This window comes from Acinetobacter sp. NigerLNRRAM0016, from assembly GCF_054112845.1.
In genome coordinates, this window is the sequence record NZ_JBSYVT010000011.1 from 1 (window position 1) to 20,790 (window position 20,790).

A 20,790-nucleotide genomic window follows, 5' to 3' on the forward strand; every position below is an offset into this window, starting at 1 on the left:
CTGTGTTGTATTTTTATACACCTTGATTGATCAAAGTTTGTTGTAGTATTGGTCAAAATAATCCGCTTGTCTATAAATGTAACGAATTTTTAGGGATTTAAGATTATTGGCTTTATTGGTGATGATGTCTTTCGAGATCACACTTTTACAGTAAATAAATAAGCCATCAGAGAAGTACCAGTGTATAGCAATAAAGTGGTGCAAGTTTTCACGATGGTTACTGCTTTTAAATGGGGATTTTTGCCTAAGACGGTGTGAATTGCATCAAAAGTCTTGAGCAGAAGCAGGAAAAAAATCAAATTTGATATAATGGATAAGTTTTATTGATAAATGATGAAAATGATCATCATAAAACCAATATAAAAAGTTAAAACTTCCCTGAAAAAATGCACTGCATTATATCATTTACCTAAAAATGCACTCTTTTGGATCTTTTTGTGTGATAGTTTTAAACGTGAAAATGAAAATGTTTGAATATGGTGCATTTCAATTTTCTAACAGTATAATAGGTTCAAAGCAAAGTTTATAAATCTTGCATTCTGATAAATAATTCAATGTTTTAGCTTTGCTTTTACAAAGTTGGTATGAGAATTGCTTTATAACTGCCAACTACTAACACGCACTTCACAGGTGCAACAAAAAATCATCGGAGCAAAATGAGCATGGCGAACAAGGTCCTTCAACTCATCCAAGAAAGTGGCGCAAAATGGGTCGATTTCCGCTTTACTGATACTAAAGGTAAGGAACAGCACGTAACTTACCCAGCAGATACAATTGATGAAGATACATTTGAAGACGGTAAAATGTTTGACGGTTCTTCAATTGCTGGTTGGAAAGGTATCGAAGCGTCTGACATGATTTTACGCCCAGATGCTGAAACTGGTTTTCTCGACCCGTTCTTCGCTGAGCCTACAGTAGTTGTTACTTGTGACGTTATTGAGCCATCAACTGGTCAAGGTTATGACCGTGACCCACGTTCTATCGCTCGCCGTGCAGAAGAATACCTAAAATCTACAGGTATTGGTGATACTGCATTCTTTGGTCCAGAACCAGAATTCTTTGTATTTGACGAAGTGAAGTGGGACATCGATATGTCTGGCGCTCGTCATACATTAATCGCTGAAGAAGCTGCTTGGTCTACAGGCAAAGATTACGAAGCTGGTAACTCTGGTCACCGTCCACGTGTTAAAGGCGGTTACTTCCCAGTTCCTCCAGTTGACTCTTCTCAAGACATGCGTGCTGAGATGTGTAACAAGATCGAAGACATCATGGGTCCAGGTCGTGTAGAAGTACATCACCACGAAGTTGCATCTTGCCAATTAGAAATTGGTGTAAGCTTCAACACGATGGTTCGTAAAGCTGACGAAGTACAACAGTTCAAATATGCAGTTTGGAACGTTGCGCACCAATATGCTAAAACTGCAACGTTTATGCCTAAACCAATGGTAGGTGACAACGGTTCAGGTATGCACGTTCACATGTCGATCTCTAAAGATGGCAAGAACTTGTTTGCTGGTGATGAATACGCTGGTCTTTCTGAAATGGCGCTTTACTTCATCGGTGGTGTGATCAAGCACGCTCGTGCATTGAATGCAATTACTAACCCTTCTACAAACTCGTACAAGCGTTTAGTACCACACTTCGAAGCACCAATTATGCTTGCTTACTCAGCACGTAACCGTTCTGCTTCTATCCGTATTCCTTACGTTTCTAGCCCTAAAGGCAAGCGTATCGAAGCTCGTTTCCCAGATCCAATGATGAACCCGTACTTAGGTTTCGCTGCATTATTAATGGCGGGTATCGACGGTATTCAAAACAAGATTCACCCAGGTGAAGCTGCTGACAAGAACTTGTATGACCTTCCTCCTGAAGAAGAAGCAAAAATCCCTACAGTTGCTCATAGCCTAGACATGGCGCTTGAAGCACTTCAAGCGGACCACGAGTTCTTGTTGAAAGGCGGTGTATTCACTAAAGAAATGCTTGATGCCTACATCGAACTTAAAACTGAAGATGTACGTCGTCTTAACACGACTACTCACCCAGTTGAATTTGACATGTACTACAGCTTGTAATTCTTTCGAGAAGAATGACTGTAAAAAAACCCGCCTTGTGCGGGTTTTTTTTGTATCATGGCTGCACATAGAAATTTAGTCTTTAAAATTATGGCACAGCGGAAAAAACAAACAGGCTTTTATCCTTGGGTCGATGCAAAAGATCATAGCAAAGGATTTAAATTAAATTTTTCACCTGTGGTCTATGTCGAAGTCGCAAGGACACCTGAAGGTTATAAGCAGGTTGAGTTTTTAGGTCTTAAAAGTCCTGAAATGGCTTTGGACTATGCTTATCCCCAAAGCTTTTATATCAGTGCGGAAGGATTTATTTTGCAAAAACTGCCCAATGGTCAATTCGAAATTATTGCAAAAACAGATAATGGTTAAAGCATCATTCTTAAAATCAGTTAGATCAATGCTCACAGATTTGACAGAGCGATTGCGTAGGTAAATTTATGCAGCAAATTCCAGCGGAACTGAAAACATGGCTGCATGCATCGGGTTCATTGACCCAACAGTTAACCGGTGTTGCGGATGGGCAGTTTAGCGTTAAGCCAGTTAAAGAACATTTTCAACGATTGAATTTTATCGATGCGACATGGATGCAAGTGCCATTGCATCACACTTCATGGGTGCGTGAAAGCTATCTATATGGATGTGAAAAGCAGCCGTGGGTCAAAGCTAAAAGTATTTTTCCGATTCAAAGTTTGCAGGGGCGTGCCAGAATATTTAAGCATATTGGCACGAAACCAATTGGTTGGTTCTTGTTTGATCGAACCGAGCCAAAATGTGAGCGTCGCGTGATCTGGCTTGATGAGGGGTGGACACGACAAAGTTGTTATACTTGGCATGGTTGCAAATTTATTGTGCAAGAAACATTTTTACCTGCATTTCAGCAGTATCTTCGCAAAACCAAATTGTGAAATTTTTGAAGGATTTTCATGGCTACGGTGCAACAGATTACTTGGCGTGAACGCTTAGAAGCTTATTATTATTTATGTCGCTTTGATAAACCCATTGGTACGGAATTGGTGTTCTGGCCAACCATGTGGGCAATGTGGATTGCCAATAAGGGCATACCGAGTTTGGGGATTTTAATTCCCATGATTTTGGGCACCATATTTATGCGTGCGGCAGGTTGTGCGATTAATGATTTTGCTGACCGTAAAGTCGATGCGCATGTCGAACGTACCAAGACGCGCCCTTTAGCGACTGGTATCATCAGTGCCAAAGAAGCAGTTTATGTGTTTTTGGTCTTGGTTTTAGCCAGTGCTTGTATGTTGTTCTTTTTACCGATTGAGACCTTTTACTGGTCTTTTGGTGCCTTGTTTCTCGCCTTTATTTACCCATTCATGAAACGTTACACTCATTTACCACAGGTATTTTTGGGTGCAGCATTTTCTTGGTCAATTCCAATGGGTTATACCGCAGTTGGGGTAACACCAGATTTAACTTGTTGGTTACTGTATTTTGGTAATTTGGCGTGGACCGTGGCGTATGATACTCAATATGCGATTACTGACCGTGAATATGATTTAAAAATCGGGGTGAAATCCACGGCAATCTTATTCGGACGATATGATATTCAGATCATCGGGTTATTGCAGGTATTAAGCTTGGTGCTAATTGGCGGTGCTTTGTATTTGGAGCAGCTATTGATGCCATTTGGTTTGTTGGCATTGCTACTTGTTGCTGCTGATTTTATTTACCAAGCGATCAAAACCAAAGATCGTAATCCGCAAATTTGTTTTTGGGCATTTCGTCACAATCGCTGGGTGGGAATGCTGATTTTTGCAGGAATCTTTTTAGAATTAATTGTTTAAAATGACTGCAAGGTTAAAGAGTGTCCTATACAGGGCACTTTTTTTATGCCTTAATGAATTGGCATGTAGTTTCGTGCATACAACAACAAACATAAAAAGGACATTTTATGAAGCGCACAAAAATAGCGTTGGCACTGACATTTGCATTTTCTAGTCTATTTTTAACAGCCTGTCATGACGATGATGATACCCCAACAGCTCAGCAGCAAACTTATGTTTCTGAAAGTGTATATTCCAAAGATACTGTAGATGCTGCTGCCTCAATAAAAGTCATGACCTATAACATGCAAAATGTACATGGGCAGACAGCACAAGCAACAGCGATGGTTTTATTTCCTAAAGTTACTCAACCTGCAGATGGTTATCGGATGGTTGTTTGGGAACATGGAACGGTGGGTGTTGGAGATAGTTGTGCCCCAAGTAATAACTTAATTCATCCGCGTTTCAAAATTTTAGCAGAAAGTTTGTTGGCTGCAGGATATGTGATTGTGGCACCAGACTATGAGGGACTAGGAACACCAGGGATTCACCCATATCTCAATTTATCCAGTGCAGCTAAATCAGCTTTATCTGCCGTACAGGCTGCCAAGGACCATTATGGAAAACAACTGAATGGTGATTGGATGTCAGTCGGACAATCACAAGGCGGACATGCTTCTTTGGGGACGGCAGAATATGCAAATACGGATACAAGCTATAAAGGCGCAGTTGCAGGAGCGCCTGCTTCAAGTTTAGGTAAAATTATTTTAGAAGTTGCACCTGCTGCCTTGGCGAACATCGAGGCACAAGAAATTGCTGCAAATGTTCCTTTGGCATACCGTACATCGGTTGATACCTATGCCACCTTGTTGGCATATGCGGCTTTAACTGGCGTTGGTATTAAAGCGTATGAGCCGCGTTTCAATTATCAGGATATTTTCCAATCTCGGGCAAAATCACTTTCTGAATATGCAGAAGGTACAACAGGGGATAATGGACTATGTCTGGATAATGAAAATGATGCCAGCCTTAGCTTAATTGAAAAGTTCAAAGCAGATATCATTCAGTATTTGACTGATAATCCTGATCAAAAAGTCATGGATTATCCAGGTTTAGACAGTACGGTTTTTGCGACAAATGAAACAGTACAAAAGTTCTTGGTTAATAACCAGCCTGCAACGAAACGCATTGATAAACCTGTATATGTCGTGCAAGGTACAGCCGATACCAATGTTCCTTATCCTATTACCAAGGCATTGGTTGAGAATTTACAGGCATTGGGTTCGCCAAGCGTCACTCTCGATCCAGTGATCGGTGCTTCTCATACGCAAGCGATTGTCTGCCGCAATCAAGAAGTATATAGTTTTATTCAAGCGAATATGCCTGCCAAAACCAATGTGACACCAGATTCATCAATATTGGATGCAAGCTCAAACCCTCAATGTACGGGTAATTTTTAAGTTCTTTTAAGAAATTACTTGGTTGAAAAAGAGTCTCATCATTGAGGCTCTTTTTTGTTATATTGTTGCGCGTTTAAAAGATATTAGATTTGAGTTATTGCGTATGAACCAACCTGAAGTGAATAAAAAACCGATGCCTTGGAAACTCATGGCATTTGGGCTGCTCATTCCAGTGTTTATTCTCGGAATGGCACTTTTAGCGGCTAAAAGTGATGCAGAGAATAAAAAGCAATATGATCTCGAGCGTGCAGAAATTCAAAAGCGAGTTGAATTAAGGCAACAGCGCGAAGCTGCCTCGCAAGCAAAAAGTGAATAGGCTAAAATCTTCCCAGATTTTGCAATCCATTTGAACGGGTAGAGATTCACTATAGCTTGAAAACTAATACTTATTATTAGTTATGCTTTATATGATAATTTTGCATATCAATATAATAAAACAAGCAATAACTGTGAATAGTAAATCTCTATAATGAATATCAATTGTTGAATGTGTAATAAGCACGAATTAGTAATCGGTGTTGTCGATGTCAATAAATGAGGAAAGACTTACTCATCTTAAACAGCTTGAAGCTGAGAGTATTCACATTATTCGTGAAGTAGCTGCCGAATTCGAAAATCCGGTAATGTTATATTCTATTGGTAAAGACTCAGCTGTAATGCTGCATCTTGCCTTGAAAGCGTTCTATCCTGCCAAGCTTCCATTCCCGCTACTGCATGTAGATACAGGTTGGAAATTCAAGGAAATGATCCAATTCCGTGACAACATGGCGAAAACCCATGGCTTTGATTTGATCGTACATCAAAACAAAGAAGGTCGAGATGCGGGCATTAATCCATTCGACCACGGTAGCTCAAAATATACGGATATCATGAAAACTCAGGGCTTAAAACAAGCACTGGATAAGTATGGTTTTGATGCTGCTTTTGGTGGCGCACGTCGTGACGAAGAAAAATCTCGTGCCAAAGAGCGTGTGTATTCTTTCCGTGATAATAAACACCGTTGGGATCCTAAAAACCAACGTCCAGAATTATGGAATTTATACAACGGTAAAGTGAACAAAGGCGAAAGTATTCGTGTGTTCCCATTATCAAACTGGACAGAATTGGACATCTGGCAGTACATCTATTTGGAGCAGATTCCAATTGTTCCATTGTACTTTGCTGCTGAACGTCCAGTGGTTGAACGTAGCGGTACACTCATCATGGTTGATGATGAACGTATGCGTTTGCACGAAGGTGAAGTTCCACAAATGAAATCGGTACGTTTCCGTACTTTAGGCTGTTACCCATTAACAGGTGCAGTGGAGTCAGAAGCGAATACCTTACCTGAAATTATTCAAGAAATGTTGCTCGCGACAAGCTCAGAGCGTCAAGGTCGTATGATTGACCATGATGAAGCTGGCTCTATGGAAAAGAAAAAGCAAGAAGGCTATTTCTAAGCGTTACTCAGCATTCGGTTTCAAAGCATTTGTGGAGTTTGAGCAATGTCTCATCAATCAGAATTAATTAGCCAAGATATTTTGGCTTACTTAAAACAGCATGAACAAAAAGACTTATTACGCTTTTTGACGTGCGGTAACGTCGATGATGGTAAAAGTACTTTAATCGGACGTTTACTCTATGATTCAAAATTGATCTATGAAGATCAATTACAAGCGGTAACCCGCGACAGTAAAAAAGTCGGCACAACGGGTGATGCACCTGACCTTGCGTTATTGGTGGATGGTCTGCAAGCAGAACGTGAGCAGGGCATTACCATTGATGTGGCTTACCGTTATTTCTCTACAGAAAAACGTAAGTTCATCATCGCGGATACGCCAGGGCATGAGCAATATACGCGTAACATGGCAACAGGCGCGTCTACCGCTGACCTTGCAATCATCTTGATTGATGCACGTTATGGTGTACAAACTCAAACACGTCGTCATACGTATATCGCGAGCTTGTTGGGCATTAAGAACATTGTTGTTGCGATTAACAAAATGGACTTGGTGGAATTCTCTGAAACTCGTTTTGGCGAAATTCAAGAAGAATACCAGCAGTTTGTGAGCCAGTTAGATCGTAAGCCAAGCAATATTCTGTTTGTGCCAATTTCTGCTTTGAATGGCGATAACGTGGTCAACGCTTCTGCAAATACACCATGGTATCAAGGTCAAACCTTGATGAGCATCTTGGAATCTGTAGAAATTACTCGTGATTCAAGCAAGAGCGAATTCCGTTTCCCTGTGCAATACGTCAACCGTCCAAACCTTGATTTCCGTGGTTTCTGCGGAACAATCGCATTGGGTGAAGTGCACGTTGGCGATGAAATTGTGGCATTACCTTCAGGTAAAAAGTCGACTGTTAAAGAAATCGTGACTTATGACGGTAACTTGGAGCACGCGATTGCTGGTCAGGCAGTTACTTTAACGTTAAACGATGAAATTGATATTTCTCGTGGTAACGTGCTAGTAAAAGCGGGTGAAGAGCCATCTTTATCACGTAGTGTACGTGCAACCGTGGTTTGGATGAATGACCAACCGCTGGTAAAAGGCAAGTTGTACAACGTTAAAATTGGTACGCAAACGGTTCCTGCAAAAGTCACGGCAATTAATTTCCGTGTGAATGTGAATACGCTTGAGCATACCCAAGTTGAACAGTTAGAGTTAAATGCGATTGCAGACTTAACCGTTGAATTTGATGCACCAGTGGTGTTTGACTGCTACCAAGACAGCCGCTATACAGGTTCATTTATCTTTATTGACCGTTTAAGCAATGTGACGGTTGGTGCAGGTATGGTTGAAGCTGCGGTTGAATGGACTGCACATGCAAACCCTGTTTCTGCTGAAGACCGTGCTGCACGTTTAGGTCAAAAACCTGCGACAGTAACGGTAACTGTAAAAGCACTTGAACAAGCACAAGTCCTAGAAAGCTTGTTGATTCAACAAGGTGTGGTTGCAATTGCGAAAGCAGGTTTAACCGCTGAGCAAGTGGCATTGTTGCGTGAAACTGGTGTGGTGGTGATTACTGACCTTGCGGATGCAACGGATGTAAGCTTAACAGCAGAACAAGCTGAAGAGCTTGCAGAACAAATCGTAAAATTGGTTCGTTTATAAGATCCAATATTAAAAAACCCGCCAGATGGCGGGTTTTTTTATGGGCTAAAATTCATATTTAAGCCTCATTTCTTTTGTGCAAACAGCGTGGCAAAGCGTTGTTTAATACGTTGTCCATGTTCATCGGTACGGTGCAGCTCACCGACATTTTCATTATATTTGAGGATCGTCCAGTCTTGATAAAGTGCATTTAACTCGCCCGCTTTGAAGCTGAAAGGGAAGTCGGGCTGGACAGGATAATCTTCACTGTCCATCGCACAGACAATCAAGTTAAATCCGCCTGATTTGGTGGCTTGTTGCATCTGTGCAATCAGCGGTGAGACAGTATTTGCTTGTAAGAACATCATCACGACGGTGCAATAGATGAAATCGTATTGATCTTCAATCTGTTGATTTAGATTCAAATCCCGCAGTTGGGTATGAATATGGGTGATTTGCTCAGCCTGAATAATTTGTTCTAAGCGTTGCAGGCTTTGCGCATTCACATCCCATGCATCCACTTCAAAGCCATGTTGACTTAAGAATAGGGCATTCCGCCCTGAACCACAGCCCACATCCAGTGCATTTCCACCCTGCAAATACGGTTGAGCGGCTAAAATTTCTGAATGGGTCGGAGTGAGTTGATATTTCTGGGTGAACAATTGATCGGCTTGGCAATAGAAGCTGAGCTGGCATTCAATATCATCACTAAATGCCACGATACGATGCCAAGCTTGAGGTTCAATTAAAGGGGGCTGCTCGACCACGTTAAAATGATGATTTGATATGACCTTACCCTGTTCACTTAGCATGGCAAAGTCGAGTTCACCTTTCAAAATATGGAGTTTTGCCCAAGTTCCTTGTTTGGTATTGTGAGCTTGCTGAAAGGTGGTGGGAATGCTGTCGTACTTCCAAACGGGAAGGGTTTTATAACAAACGAGAGATTGCATATAGAGATCCTGTAATTTGTTGCTTTATCTCAGCGAGAAAGAGCTTTTATTCATATTCTTGATTTGATATTAGCCTGATTCGATGACAAATAAAAACAGCGACCGAAGTCGCTGTTTTTATGAAATTTAATGATTAAGCTTGTTGAATACCTGCAACCAACCAGTCTTGGTTAGGACCTGCAGGTTTAACAAAATGCCAAATTTCAGCAAATGGCTGCGGCAAACTGTTCAGGTCTTCACTCACTGTACCTGTAAAGCGCACACTCACCACATATTGACCATTTTCAGTCGCAGAATCTATCACCATGGCATTCAAGTTAGAAAACTCAGCAACATCTTGATCGCGGTTCGCCATAATGTCGTTATACATCGACTGGTATAAGTCTGGGGTTAAATAACGACGAATTTCTTCAATATTGCTCGCAGTATTCATTGATTGAATATGATTAAAGCGTTGACGTGCAATACGTAAGAAAGCGGCTGGCTCAGTACCATCAGGCAGTTGATTGCCACTGTTGGTATAGGCAGCACCGAATGGCGCGTTATTCACAGGTGCTTGAGTTGCGGCACCGCCACCTACAGATTGACCAAAAATATTGGTATTGTCTGTTGATGCACGCGGTGCTGCAGGTGCTTGACCAAATGGCGATGCTGCTTGACCACCATGATTTGGTGCATACGGGTTAGTGGATGTTAGTTTTTTTTTTGCGCCCATCTTGCGGAAAATGAAGAAGGCAACAGCAGCAGCGAGAAGAATCCAGATCCAGCCTGGAATTCCGCCTTTTTCTTCTTGGACGGCTTCAGCTCGGCTCGCTGGGCGGTCATCTGCAAGCGCATTTGCAGCAACTGCACCTACGGCAGCACCTGCAACACCCGCAGCAACCATACTACCTACACCTGGACCAGATTTTTGTGGTGCAGTTGCAGGGGCAACAGGTTGTTGAGCAGGTGTAGCTTGACGAGGTTGTTGATAAGACTGTGTTGGTGTCGCTGAACGGCTCATGCCATGACTTTTACCACCACCTGCACGTTTAGCTTCGGCCAAAGGTGCAACCAATAACATCGCTGCTAAAATACCTGCAACTAAACTACGCTGTCGAACTTCCATTCAATTTTCCTATAAAAATGATAAATAGCCCTGTATTTATGCAGGCATTTGTCACTTTTTTCAATAAGAAAAAGCAATTTTTTTGTTTAATTTTGCACAGTTAAATTTGAACAGCCAGTTAAATTACTCTGCAAGATTCATGGCTTCGGTAAGAGCTTCATGTAATCGGGCAACCGCAATAATTTGTACGCCTGCAATTGCTTTTTGTGGTGCATTGGCACGCGGCACAATAATGTATTTAAAACCATGTTTAATGGCTTCTTTTAAGCGTTCTTGACCATTTGGCACAGGACGAATTTCACCTGACAGACCAACTTCACCAAAAACCGCCAATTGTTGTGGTAAGGCTTTGCCCCTTAAACTGGAAGCACAAGCCAAAAGGACAGCCAAGTCAGAGCCTGTTTCGGTAATTTTTAAACCACCCACCACGTTTACATAGACGTCTTGTCCAGAGGTTTGCACCCCACCATGGCGATGCATCACGGCGAGTAGCATGTTTAAACGATTTTGTTCTAAGCCTAATGCAACGCGGCGCGGTTGTCCATGTGCATCATCCACCAAGGCTTGGACTTCGACTAACAATGGTCGTGTGCCTTCACGGCTAATCATCACGATAGAACCTGGTATGGCTTCATCATAACGACTCAGGAAAATGGCAGAAGGATTCGCTACTTCACGTAAGCCTTTATCGGTCATGCCAAACACACCGAGTTCATTGACTGCACCAAAACGGTTTTTGACTGCACGAATCATGCGATAACGCGAGTCAGATTGACCTTCAAAATACAGTACGCAGTCGACCATGTGTTCAAGCACACGTGGTCCTGCAAGTGCACCTTCTTTAGTGACATGACCTACAATAAACAGTGCAGTCCCGCTGTTTTTTGCAAAACGAGTCAGTAAGGCGGCAGATTCACGAATTTGTGAGACACCGCCTGGGGCAGATTGCAGAGTTTCCGTGTACAGGGTTTGAATGGAGTCGAGAATGGCAACGGCTGGGCGTTCATGTGCCAATACCTCACAAATTCGCTCTACACAGGTTTCAGCCATGACTTTAAGTTGATCGGTTGGCAAATCTAGGCGCTGTGCACGGAGTGCGACCTGAGATAAGGATTCTTCACCGGTTACATAGAGGGCTGAACTTTTGGCAGCCGCCATATAGGTTGCGGTTTGTAAAAGGATGGTCGATTTACCAATCCCAGGGTCACCCCCAATCAAGACGACAGAGCCTGTCACTAAACCGCCACCCAGTACACGGTCAAATTCACCAATACCTGTGGCGAGGCGAGTTTCATGTGAAACAGATACTTGATTTAAGGTGGTTACACTCGCGGCTTGTCCTGCATAACCGCCGCCCATTTTCGGTTGAGCGCGGTGCGTGATGGCAGGTTCCATTCGTACTTCAACCAGACTATTCCATTCTCCGCATTCGGAACATTGTCCAGCCCATTTGGAATGGTCAGCGCCACATTGTTCGCAGCGATATACAGTTTTAATTTTTGCCATAAATAAAATTGAAAATAATCTGTAAATTAGATAAAAATAGTGATTACGAAAACTACTTAATACAGTTGGTGTAATTCTTAAGGAATAAGAAGCAAAGCTGTTTGTCGTAATTTACTGGTTAAAGGGAAGTGCTCAGAAAAATAACATGATCTAAGACTTTTACAAGTAAGAAACAGTGTGTTTTTGAGTCAAGATATTCGTTCAGTTCACTTTTTCCAAGGAAGGTGTTTGAGCATTTGTACATTTCTTGTCATGACACAGATCTTGAATGGCATAGATATTGCTCATGCTCAGACAAATGAAAATAAAGCGGTTGCTACATTTTCAAATTATATAAAAGGTTGATGTCTATGAGTGCAGCAGAAATTGTTGATTGGGTAAATGGTATTATTTGGAGCAAGGCTCTAATTTATCTATGTTTGGGGGCAGGTTTATTCTTCTCTATTTTGACGCGCTTTGTGCAAGTGCGCCAAATGAAAGAGATGGCAAGATTATTATTTAGTGGTTCATCCTCAGAGCAAGGGATTTCATCGTTCCAAGCGTTAGCAGTTTCCCTTTCAGGTCGTGTTGGTGTAGGTAACATTGCGGGTGTTGCTGCTGCAATTGGTTTTGGTGGTCCTGGTGCAGTATTTTGGATGTGGGTAGTGGCATTTTTGGGTGCCAGTACTGCATATGTTGAATCTACCCTAGGTCAAATTTATAAAGTTGAATATCAAGGTCAATACCGCGGTGGACCCGCATTCTATTTCGATAGAGGTTTAGGTCAACGTTGGTTAGGTATTCTATTTGCGATTGCGGCAATTATCTCTTGTGGTTTATTCCTACCGGGGATTCAAGCCAATGCCGTGGGTAATGCATTTACCCAAATCACAGGTGAAGGTACCATTATTTTTGGTAACTTAGGTGCATACAAGTTACTCGCTTTAGTGGTGATTCTGACTTTATTGGCCATCATTATTTTTGGTGGTATTAAGCGTATTGCGCGCTTTGCTGAATTTGTCGTTCCATTTATGGCGGCAGGTTATATCCTCATGTCGATTGTAATCGTTGTGATTAACATTCATGAGCTTCCTGGTGTAATTAAACTGATCTTTGCTGATGCGTTCACGCCAATGGCAGGTATTGGTGCGGCAATTGGTTGGGGGGTAAAACGTGGTGTTTACTCTAACGAAGCGGGTCAGGGTACAGGTCCGCATGCAGCAGCAGCAGCAGAAGTAGAACATCCTGCTCAACAAGGTTTTGTTCAAGCATTCTCGGTTTATGTAGATACCTTATTCGTCTGCTCTGCTACAGCATTCATGATTCTTATCACAGGCATGTATAACGTTCAGGGTACTTTAGAAGCGGGTCAATTTATTGTTCAAAACGTGGCAGCAACGGTTGAAATTGGTTCTCCTGCATTTACTCAAATGGCAGTCAGCACGGTGTTTGGTGGCTTTGGTCAAATCTTCGTGGCTTTAGCGGTCTTCTTCTTCGCTTTCACCACGATTGTTGCCTACTACTACATTGCTGAAACCAATATTGCGTATTTAAGCTATATCACCAAAACACCGTCATTATTGTTCATCACTAAATGTTTCATCATGATTTCAGTAGCATACGGTGTAATCAGTGCAACGGGTTATATCTGGGGCGTGGGTGATATTGGCGTGGGCTTAATGGCTTGGATCAACATTATCGGTATTATCTTGACCTACTTTGTTTGGAAGCCAACCATGAAGGCATTGAAAGATTATGAACGTCAACAAAAAGAAGGTGTTAAGCAGTTTACCTTTGATCCTGTTAAATTGGGCATTCGTAATGCGACTTACTGGGAAGAACGTTTAAAGAAACAACAGAACAAACAATAGAAAGTTTCCATACTAGCATTTAGTAAAACTTAAGAAAGCAGCCGAAATGGCTGCTTTCTTTATTTTAATGCTTGGGATTTATAAGAACTGGTGTGTCAAAAAAGTGCATTGTATTGCTCCAATCTTGTGCGTATTATCGGCGCTAATTGTATGAGGCGTGAATGCTGAACGATACAGATAAAGTTGTTTAGCTTAGATTGACCCAAAAACTTACATAGCGAAGGCATGCTTAAAAATAGTGCAAATGTGTAATTTGGATTAATTTGGTTAAAAAATCTTAAAGGATTAATAGAGAGTTTCTATCACGATGTTAAATCAAAACTCGAATGAGTCAGCCGCACAGGGCGAACTTCATCGTAGTTTGTCGAATCGACATCTACAACTGATTGCCATTGGTGGGGCAATTGGTACAGGTTTATTTATGGGCTCGGGGAAAACCATTAGTTTGGCGGGTCCCTCGATCTTATTCATCTACATGATCATTGGTTTAATGGTGTTCTTCGTCATGCGTGCATTGGGCGAATTACTATTATCCAACCTGAAATATAAGTCATTTATTGATTTTTCCACGGACCTGATTGGTCCTTGGGCGGGCTATTTTGTGGGTTGGACCTACTGGTTGTGTTGGATCACCATTGGTATTGCGGACTTGTCTGCCATTATCTACTACTTACAGTTCTTCAATAATGGACTGCCGTTTAGCCCTATTGAAGGGGCAATGATCAGTGTTGCTGCTATTGTGTTCATCATGGGTTTGAACCTCATGACGGTAAAACTGTTTGGTGAGCTTGAATTCTGGTTTGCGCTGGTCAAAATCATTGCAATTGTGGTGTTGATTGTGGTTGGTCTGTGGATGATTTTCACAGGCTTTACCTCGACATCGGGCGAAGTTGCATCATTTACCCATTTATGGGCAAATGGCGGTATGTTCCCGACGGGCATGGAAGGCTTCTTGGCAGGCTTCCAGATTGCCATTTTTGCCTTTGTTGGGGTGGAATTGGTAGGAACAACGGCTGCTGAAACCAAAGACCCTGAGCGTAACTTACCCAAAGCCGTCAATTCGATTCCAATCCGGATCATCATTTTCTATGTGTTCGCACTCATCATCGTGATGTCAGTTACACCATGGAATAAGATTAATCCAGACGTGAGCCCATTCGTAAACTTGTTCAGCCAAGCGGGTATTGCGGCAGCAGCGATTATCATGAACTTGGTGGTGCTGTCTTCGGTCATGTCTTCCATGAACAGTGGTGTATTCTCGACCAGCCGTATGTTGTTCGGTTTGTCACGTGAGAAACAAGGTCCACAAGCGTTTGGTCATTTGAACAAGCGTGCTGTTCCAGCAAATGCCTTGTATTTCTCAGCAATCTGTTTACTGGCAGGCGCGGCATTACAATATTTTGTACCGAATACGGTAGAAGCTTTTACTTTAGCGACCACGCTTTCCACCATTCTATTTATCTTGGTTTGGTTGATCATTTTGTGGAGCTATTTGGTGTATTACAAAACTCGCCCAGAGTTACATGCCAAATCGACCTTTAAATTACCAGGTGGACCTTTTACCTGTTGGGTCGGGATTATCTTCTTTGTCGGTATGATTTACGTATTGTCATTAGAGCCGGATACCATGAAGGCATTAATGGTCAGCCCAATCTGGTTGATTATTCTTGCGATTGGTTATTTTGGTTTCTACAAGCCGAAATATAAATAATCTTTTGTTGTATGTTAAAACGTCAGTTCAATACTGGCGTTTTTTTATGTCTGGCGATAATCTCTAGCGTTTAATGCTTTGGTCAACGCGTTGATCGGGTTATACTTCGTTAAAATTTGAGATAGGTGGTCAGATGCGTCGCGTCATTTGCTGCATAAGTGTATTGGTATTGGGATCTTCATTAATCGGTTGTGGTCAATCGGGAGCATTACAATTACCAAGCGATCCAAATTATGACAAACGTGCAAAATATTTGTTATATCCAAACGTAGAGTCTGGTCAAAAAACTGAACGAGTCCAAACGACTGAACCAGCCGACCAACAGGCGACTACCGAATCGAAAACCTCTACACCTTAACTTGTCACTGAAAGGACATCTTCATGAGTTTTACCCGCATTAATGGGGTATTGCACGCAGAGCAGTGTTCCCTAGAACAGCTTGCAGAGCAATATGGCACGCCACTGTATGTGTATTCAAAAGCAACTTTTGAAAAGCATTTTTTAGATATGGATCGTGCGTTTGATTTTATCGATCATCAAATTTGTTTTGCGGTAAAGTCGAACTCAAATATCGCGGTACTCAATGTGTTAGCCAAGTTAGGTTGCGGTTTTGATATCGTCAGCGGTGGTGAATTGGCACGTGTTCTGGCTGCTGGCGGTGATGCGTCTAAAGTGGTGTTTTCAGGTTTAGGCAAAACTGAAGCGGATATTCAAAAGTCTTTAGAAGTCGGTATTGCTTGCTTCAATGTTGAATCTCATGCGGAATTAGATCGGATTCAGAAAGTGGCAGCGGCTTTAGATAAAAAAGCGCCGATTTCTTTACGCGTGAATCCAGATGTGGATGCGAAAACACATCCTTATATTTCGACAGGCTTAAAAGAAAACAAATTTGGTATTCCGTCGGACACTGTATTTGAAACTTATCAATATGCAGCGAGTTTGCCGAATTTAGAGATTGTCGGGATAGACTGTCATATCGGTTCACAATTGACCGAAACCAAACCTTTTGTCGATGCTTTAGATCGCGTCATGCTGATGATCGAACAGTTAAAAGATTTAGGTATCCAACTCAAGCACATCGATATTGGTGGCGGTTTGGGAGTGACCTATAAAGATGAAGTCCCACCGACTGTAGAAGAATATGCCAATGCAATGAAACCTGCTTTAGAAAAGTTAGGTTTAAAAGTGTATATGGAACCAGGTCGTAGTATTTCTGCCAATGCAGGTGTACTGGTGACCAAAGTCGATTTATTAAAACCGACCAATCACCGTAACTTTGCCATTATCGATGCGGCAATGAATGATTTGATTCGTCCTGCTTTGTATGAAGCGTGGATGGATATTCAACCTGTGACGCCGCGTACAGATGTAGAAACTTTACAGTGGGATGTGGTCGGTGCCATTTGCGAAACTGGCGATTTCTTAGGTAAAGAACGTGATTTAGCGTTACGTGAAAATGACACCTTGGCCGTCTTGGGTGCGGGTGCCTACGGTTTTGTCATGAGTTCAAACTACAACACGCGTGGACGTGCCGCTGAAGTGATGGTGGATGCTGCTGAGTCACATCTGATTCGTGAGCGTGAAACTGTAGAATCCCTGTGGGAAAAAGAGCGTTTGTTACCTTAAGGAGTCACTCAGAATGTTTTTAGAATTTACTAAAATGCATGGTCTAGGCAATGACTTCATGGTAATTGATTTGATTAGTCAGCGTGCTTATTTAGATGCGCTGACGATTCAACGTCTTGCTGACCGTCATTTTGGTATTGGTTTCGACCAGTTACTGATTGTTGAACCACCTGATGTGCCTGAAGCAGATTTTAAATATCGTATTTTTAATGCCGACGGTTCTGAAGTTGAGCAATGTGGTAATGGAGTGCGTTGTTTTGCACGCTTTGTACATGAGCGCCAACTGACGACTAAAACCAAAATTAAAGTGCAAACCAAAGCGGGTATTGTTGAACCTGAACTGGGTCCGAATGGCTGGGTACGCGTTAATATGGGTTATCCGAAGTTTTTGCCACAAGAAATTCCTTTCTTGGCAGACGAGCCGGAAAACTTGTATGACCTCGAATTAGCCAATCAACAGCAGCTTACAATTGATGTGGTGAATATGGGTAATCCGCATGCGGTGACCATTGTACCTGACGTGATCACTGCGGATGTCGCTACGATAGGACCTCAAGTTGAATCACACGCGCGTTTCCCTGCACGAGTCAATGCGGGTTTCATGCAAATCATTGATGAAAAGCATGCGCGTTTACGCGTGTTTGAGCGTGGTGTGGGTGAAACTTTGGCTTGTGGTACAGGAGCATGTGCTGCTGCTGTGTCAGGTATGCGCCGTGGCTTATTGGCCAATCAGGTTGAAATTGAGCTTGCGGGCGGAAAATTGCAAATTGAATGGCGAGATGGTGATGTGGTGTGGATGACAGGTCCAACGGCCAATGTCTATGAAGGACGCATTGATCTCCGTTATTTCCAAGGCTAAGTCTTCGCTCATATAAAAAAGCACTGTCTGAAAGATGGTGCTTTTTTATGGCTAAAAATCAGCTATGCTGCATAAAAAGATCAAAACCATGAATTGAAATACATGCCAACACTTATTTTTCTGCCTGGTGCTTCGGGCAATACAGCATTCTGGAATCCCTTGATTCAACTTCTGCCTGACTATACAGATAAACACGTGATTGCTTACCCTGATTTTGGCGATGAACCCAGTCAGCCATCGGTTGTCGATTTTGCCAGTATGTCCGATTATGTTTTGCAGCAGATCCAGTTGGAATGTATTTTGATTGCCCAGTCGATGGGTGGAATTTTTGCAGTACAAGCTGCTTTAGCACGTCCAGATTTGGTCAAAGGGTTGGTCTTATTGGCGACTTCAGGTGGAATCGATTTATCTGGGTTTCAGGTACAGGATTGGCGTAGTGCTTATCAACAACAGTATTTACATTATCCAGACTGGTTTGTGAGTGCTCAAATCGATCTAGCTCCGCAACTTGAAAAAATTAACATGCCAGTGATGTTGTTATGGGGAGATCAGGATCCGATTAGCCCTGTTGCAGTCGGTCAAGCTTTGCAGCACAAACTTTCGCAAGCTGAACTACATATCATACAAGGTGGTGATCATGCTTTTGCAGAACAATATGCTAAAGACGTTGCAGTCCACATTCAGCAGTATTTAACCCAGTTCAATGGATTGGTGAAGATTTAGGATGGGTATTATGTCTGCGGAACCCCAACAATTATTGGTCATGTGGCTGAAAGCACGAGAAATACAAAATCAGTCCAAACTCACCTTATTGGCTTATGAGCGTGATGTGGGGGATTTTTTACAGTTTTGCGAACAGAAAAAGTTACTTTTGCAGGATGTAGAAACAGCGGATCTACGTGAATATTTAGCAGTCAAAGTCGAACAGCAGCAACTCAGTTCCAGTAGTTTGCAGCGGCTATTGTCCGCCATACGCCAATTTATGAAATGGGCACAAGAAGGGCAGTATCTTGAATTTAACCCTTCCGATGATTTTCAGTTAAAACGTCAACCACGACCATTGCCTGGTATGGTCGATATTGAAACCATCCAGCAGATTTTAGATCAAGCAGAGCCCGAAAAGGAATCGGATCAGGAATTATGGCTGCGTGATAAAGCCATTCTGGAATTGCTGTATTCCAGTGGCTTGCGACTTGCAGAAGTAAAAAGCCTAAAAATTAAGGACATTGATTTTAATCGTCAATTATTACGCATTACAGGTAAGGGTAATAAAACCCGTGTTGTGCCTTTTGGTTCCAAAGCCAAATTGGCATTAATGCAGTGGCTTAAGTTATATCCGCTATGGAATGGCGATTTTGTGCCTGATGCACAGGTGTTTATTAGCCGTAAAGGTAATCCCCTCGGGGCGCGACAAATTGAAAATCGGGTCAAGTTTCAGGCACAACGTGCAGGTGTCAGTGTAGATTTGCATCCGCACTTGCTCAGACATTGTTTTGCCAGTCATATGCTGTCGAATAGTGGTGATTTAAGAGCGGTGCAGGAGATGTTGGGACATAGCAATTTAACCACGACCCAGATTTATACCCATGTCGATTTTGATCGACTGGCCAATGTCTATGATCAAGCGCATCCACGTGCCCAATTCAAGAAACAGTAACAATTTCCGTGTAGATATAAGCCCATCATTCCGATGAATGTTTTTTATTTGGTACGGAACTTGCTCCACTCAAGGGTAACAGCTATGAAAGGAACATATTTGTACTATTGTAGAATAATAAAAAAGTCAAAGATGCAGTATAAGTGTCGCTTAGTATGTGGTACAGGAAGGTCAGTACCCAATGCGATTTGGACAGCGAAATGGAAAGAGGATTGCAAACCATGATTTTAAACATACAAGAAAAATATGATCAGCTAAATAAAGTGCAAAAGGATATTTTTGCAGGCTATGGTTTGCGCCAGATTAAACATTTTATTGAGTATTGCTTACCTGAGGTGCAACCTTTGTTGCCTGAAAACTCGGTGATTGAAGGCATTAATACTTCTGGTATGGTACAAGCGATGCAGCAGGATACGCGTAAGTGTTATGTCTGGGATGGCACCACGTGGAATGTCTCTGCAAGCTATATTCCAATTATGGATACGACGGATGACTTTCAATCGGTGTGGGAAATTTTTGATTTATCAGATTATGAACTGATTGAATTGAGTCATGTACATCGAGACTTTTTAGGCAATGCGCATATTTGAGAGAAATTCGGCTTGCTGAATGGCATACAGCACATGCTTTTGCAAAATACTGTCCACTGTAAGTGCAGGGTGCAGAAATTCTTGTCGATACAACATACCTAGACGTTGCATGACTGCTACTGAAGCATGGTTAATCGCCGCTGTAAAAGCCACAACTTCTTTAAGCTGCAAAGTTTGAAACGCAAGATTCAAAGCCAATTGTGCTGCTTCTGTCGCATAGCCTTGTCCCCAATAGTTTTTGTCAAAACGCCAACCTATTTCAGTACAAGGTGAAAAGTTAAATTGATCGGGCTGATGATGCAATCCCGTCATACCGATCAAACGCTGTTCATTTTTTAATTCGACCGCCCAAAATCCCCAACCTTGCAGTTCAATCAATGCTTGAAACTTATCCAGCAATTGATCGCTTTCGGTTTGCGACAAACAATTTGGAAAATAGCGCATCACAGCAGGATCAGCATTGAGTTGATAAAAGGGCAAGCGATCCGTTTCTTGCCACGGTCTTAAGATCAAGCGCTTACTTTCGAGTTGTATTGGCATAAAATT

General features: G+C 42.1%; 20 protein-coding genes. 16 read left to right on the top strand and 4 right to left on the bottom strand.

The features are described 5' to 3' along the window. The first annotated feature begins 656 nt into the window (after positions 1–656). The 8 genes from glnA to cysN all read left to right on the top strand — a co-directional run bounded on the left by glnA (position 657) and on the right by cysN (position 8,408). Positions 657–2,072 carry a type I glutamate--ammonia ligase gene (glnA, locus tag ACWQ4X_RS08855; RefSeq protein ID WP_171334036.1) on the top strand — a complete coding sequence of 472 codons (1,416 nt, stop codon included), beginning with the start codon at positions 657–659 and terminating at the stop codon, positions 2,070–2,072. Between the two features lie 90 nt (positions 2,073–2,162). Next, the gene (locus ACWQ4X_RS08860; RefSeq protein WP_100241076.1) at positions 2,163–2,438 is read left to right on the top strand and encodes a hypothetical protein; all 276 of its coding nucleotides are present in this window, start codon (positions 2,163–2,165) and stop codon (positions 2,436–2,438) included. Between the two features lie 68 nt (positions 2,439–2,506). Further along, a complete protein-coding gene (locus ACWQ4X_RS08865; RefSeq protein ID WP_457903377.1) occupies positions 2,507–2,974 on the top strand; it encodes a chorismate--pyruvate lyase family protein in 468 nt (155 codons plus the stop codon). Positions 2,975–2,992: 18 nt separating this feature from the next. Further along, on the top strand, positions 2,993–3,874 hold the full coding sequence (gene ubiA, locus ACWQ4X_RS08870; RefSeq protein WP_457903378.1) for a 4-hydroxybenzoate octaprenyltransferase: 882 nt from the start codon (positions 2,993–2,995) through the stop codon (positions 3,872–3,874). 107 nt (positions 3,875–3,981) lie between these two features. Then, positions 3,982–5,313, top strand: coding sequence for a lipase family protein (locus ACWQ4X_RS08875; protein ID WP_457903379.1), 1,332 nt, complete (start codon positions 3,982–3,984; stop codon positions 5,311–5,313). 103 nt (positions 5,314–5,416) lie between these two features. Continuing rightward, positions 5,417–5,629 (top strand): hypothetical protein, encoded by a 213-nt coding sequence (locus ACWQ4X_RS08880; protein ID WP_100241077.1) that lies wholly within the window; start codon positions 5,417–5,419, stop codon positions 5,627–5,629. Between the two features lie 214 nt (positions 5,630–5,843). Then, positions 5,844–6,752: a sulfate adenylyltransferase subunit CysD gene (cysD, locus tag ACWQ4X_RS08885; RefSeq protein WP_026441297.1), complete on the top strand. Its 909-nt coding sequence runs from the start codon at positions 5,844–5,846 to the stop codon at positions 6,750–6,752. 45 nt (positions 6,753–6,797) lie between these two features. Beyond that, entirely contained in the window at positions 6,798–8,408 is a 1,611-nt protein-coding gene (gene cysN / locus ACWQ4X_RS08890) for a sulfate adenylyltransferase subunit CysN (RefSeq protein ID WP_457903380.1), read from the top strand. A 65-nt stretch (positions 8,409–8,473) separates the two neighbouring features. On the opposite strand, the gene tehB is transcribed toward cysN, so the two are convergent. The 3 genes from tehB to radA form a co-directional block, all read right to left on the bottom strand. Beyond that, a complete protein-coding gene (tehB, locus tag ACWQ4X_RS08895) occupies positions 8,474–9,337 on the bottom strand; it encodes an SAM-dependent methyltransferase TehB (RefSeq protein ID WP_457903381.1) in 864 nt (287 codons plus the stop codon). A gap of 133 nt (positions 9,338–9,470) precedes the next feature. Further along, positions 9,471–10,445, bottom strand: coding sequence for a Tim44 domain-containing protein (locus ACWQ4X_RS08900; protein WP_457903382.1), 975 nt, complete (start codon positions 10,443–10,445; stop codon positions 9,471–9,473). Positions 10,446–10,568: 123 nt separating this feature from the next. Further along, positions 10,569–11,951: a DNA repair protein RadA gene (radA, locus tag ACWQ4X_RS08905; RefSeq protein ID WP_161932518.1), complete on the bottom strand. Its 1,383-nt coding sequence runs from the start codon at positions 11,949–11,951 to the stop codon at positions 10,569–10,571. 350 nt (positions 11,952–12,301) lie between these two features. Between radA and ACWQ4X_RS08910 the strand changes: the two genes are divergently transcribed. The 8 genes from ACWQ4X_RS08910 to ACWQ4X_RS08945 all read left to right on the top strand — a co-directional run bounded on the left by ACWQ4X_RS08910 (position 12,302) and on the right by ACWQ4X_RS08945 (position 20,244). Continuing rightward, positions 12,302–13,801, top strand: a complete 1,500-nt coding sequence (locus ACWQ4X_RS08910; RefSeq protein ID WP_100240968.1) for an alanine/glycine:cation symporter family protein — start codon at positions 12,302–12,304, stop codon at positions 13,799–13,801. A gap of 307 nt (positions 13,802–14,108) precedes the next feature. Further along, positions 14,109–15,512, top strand: a complete 1,404-nt coding sequence (locus tag ACWQ4X_RS08915) for an amino acid permease (protein WP_457903383.1) — start codon at positions 14,109–14,111, stop codon at positions 15,510–15,512. Positions 15,513–15,645: 133 nt separating this feature from the next. Then, positions 15,646–15,870 (top strand): LPS translocon maturation chaperone LptM, encoded by a 225-nt coding sequence (lptM, locus tag ACWQ4X_RS08920; RefSeq protein WP_457903384.1) that lies wholly within the window; start codon positions 15,646–15,648, stop codon positions 15,868–15,870. A gap of 23 nt (positions 15,871–15,893) precedes the next feature. Next, a complete protein-coding gene (gene lysA / locus ACWQ4X_RS08925; protein ID WP_457903385.1) occupies positions 15,894–17,138 on the top strand; it encodes a diaminopimelate decarboxylase in 1,245 nt (414 codons plus the stop codon). Between the two features lie 13 nt (positions 17,139–17,151). Next, positions 17,152–17,997 (top strand): diaminopimelate epimerase, encoded by an 846-nt coding sequence (dapF, locus tag ACWQ4X_RS08930; protein WP_142769202.1) that lies wholly within the window; start codon positions 17,152–17,154, stop codon positions 17,995–17,997. Positions 17,998–18,099: 102 nt separating this feature from the next. Continuing rightward, the gene (locus tag ACWQ4X_RS08935) at positions 18,100–18,720 is read left to right on the top strand and encodes an alpha/beta fold hydrolase (protein ID WP_457903386.1); all 621 of its coding nucleotides are present in this window, start codon (positions 18,100–18,102) and stop codon (positions 18,718–18,720) included. A 10-nt stretch (positions 18,721–18,730) separates the two neighbouring features. Beyond that, on the top strand, positions 18,731–19,654 hold the full coding sequence (gene xerA / locus ACWQ4X_RS08940; RefSeq protein WP_457903387.1) for a site-specific tyrosine recombinase/integron integrase: 924 nt from the start codon (positions 18,731–18,733) through the stop codon (positions 19,652–19,654). Between the two features lie 221 nt (positions 19,655–19,875). Next, complete coding sequence (locus tag ACWQ4X_RS08945) at positions 19,876–20,244, top strand: hypothetical protein (RefSeq protein WP_457903444.1); 369 nt, start codon at positions 19,876–19,878, stop codon at positions 20,242–20,244. Here ACWQ4X_RS08945 and ACWQ4X_RS08950 read toward each other — a convergent pair. Then, complete coding sequence (locus tag ACWQ4X_RS08950) at positions 20,224–20,784, bottom strand: GNAT family N-acetyltransferase (RefSeq protein ID WP_457903388.1); 561 nt, start codon at positions 20,782–20,784, stop codon at positions 20,224–20,226. The two genes, ACWQ4X_RS08945 and ACWQ4X_RS08950, sit on opposite strands and share 21 nt — an antisense overlap. Positions 20,785–20,790 lie beyond the last annotated feature (6 nt).

Coding starts and splice junctions, on each gene's coding strand:
- xerA (WP_457903387.1), top strand. CDS start 18,731: ATGTCTGCGGAACCCCAACAATTATTGGTCATGTGGCTGAAAGCACGA.
- ACWQ4X_RS08910 (WP_100240968.1), top strand. CDS start 12,302: ATGAGTGCAGCAGAAATTGTTGATTGGGTAAATGGTATTATTTGGAGC.
- glnA (WP_171334036.1), top strand. CDS start 657: ATGAGCATGGCGAACAAGGTCCTTCAACTCATCCAAGAAAGTGGCGCA.
- ubiA (WP_457903378.1), top strand. CDS start 2,993: ATGGCTACGGTGCAACAGATTACTTGGCGTGAACGCTTAGAAGCTTAT.
- lptM (WP_457903384.1), top strand. CDS start 15,646: ATGCGTCGCGTCATTTGCTGCATAAGTGTATTGGTATTGGGATCTTCA.
- dapF (WP_142769202.1), top strand. CDS start 17,152: ATGTTTTTAGAATTTACTAAAATGCATGGTCTAGGCAATGACTTCATG.
- ACWQ4X_RS08935 (WP_457903386.1), top strand. CDS start 18,100: ATGCCAACACTTATTTTTCTGCCTGGTGCTTCGGGCAATACAGCATTC.
- ACWQ4X_RS08900 (WP_457903382.1), bottom strand. CDS start 10,445: ATGGAAGTTCGACAGCGTAGTTTAGTTGCAGGTATTTTAGCAGCGATG.
- ACWQ4X_RS08915 (WP_457903383.1), top strand. CDS start 14,109: ATGTTAAATCAAAACTCGAATGAGTCAGCCGCACAGGGCGAACTTCAT.
- ACWQ4X_RS08865 (WP_457903377.1), top strand. CDS start 2,507: ATGCAGCAAATTCCAGCGGAACTGAAAACATGGCTGCATGCATCGGGT.
- ACWQ4X_RS08875 (WP_457903379.1), top strand. CDS start 3,982: ATGAAGCGCACAAAAATAGCGTTGGCACTGACATTTGCATTTTCTAGT.
- ACWQ4X_RS08945 (WP_457903444.1), top strand. CDS start 19,876: ATGATTTTAAACATACAAGAAAAATATGATCAGCTAAATAAAGTGCAA.
- ACWQ4X_RS08950 (WP_457903388.1), bottom strand. CDS start 20,784: ATGCCAATACAACTCGAAAGTAAGCGCTTGATCTTAAGACCGTGGCAA.
- radA (WP_161932518.1), bottom strand. CDS start 11,951: ATGGCAAAAATTAAAACTGTATATCGCTGCGAACAATGTGGCGCTGAC.
- lysA (WP_457903385.1), top strand. CDS start 15,894: ATGAGTTTTACCCGCATTAATGGGGTATTGCACGCAGAGCAGTGTTCC.
- ACWQ4X_RS08860 (WP_100241076.1), top strand. CDS start 2,163: ATGGCACAGCGGAAAAAACAAACAGGCTTTTATCCTTGGGTCGATGCA.
- tehB (WP_457903381.1), bottom strand. CDS start 9,337: ATGCAATCTCTCGTTTGTTATAAAACCCTTCCCGTTTGGAAGTACGAC.
- cysN (WP_457903380.1), top strand. CDS start 6,798: ATGTCTCATCAATCAGAATTAATTAGCCAAGATATTTTGGCTTACTTA.
- ACWQ4X_RS08880 (WP_100241077.1), top strand. CDS start 5,417: ATGAACCAACCTGAAGTGAATAAAAAACCGATGCCTTGGAAACTCATG.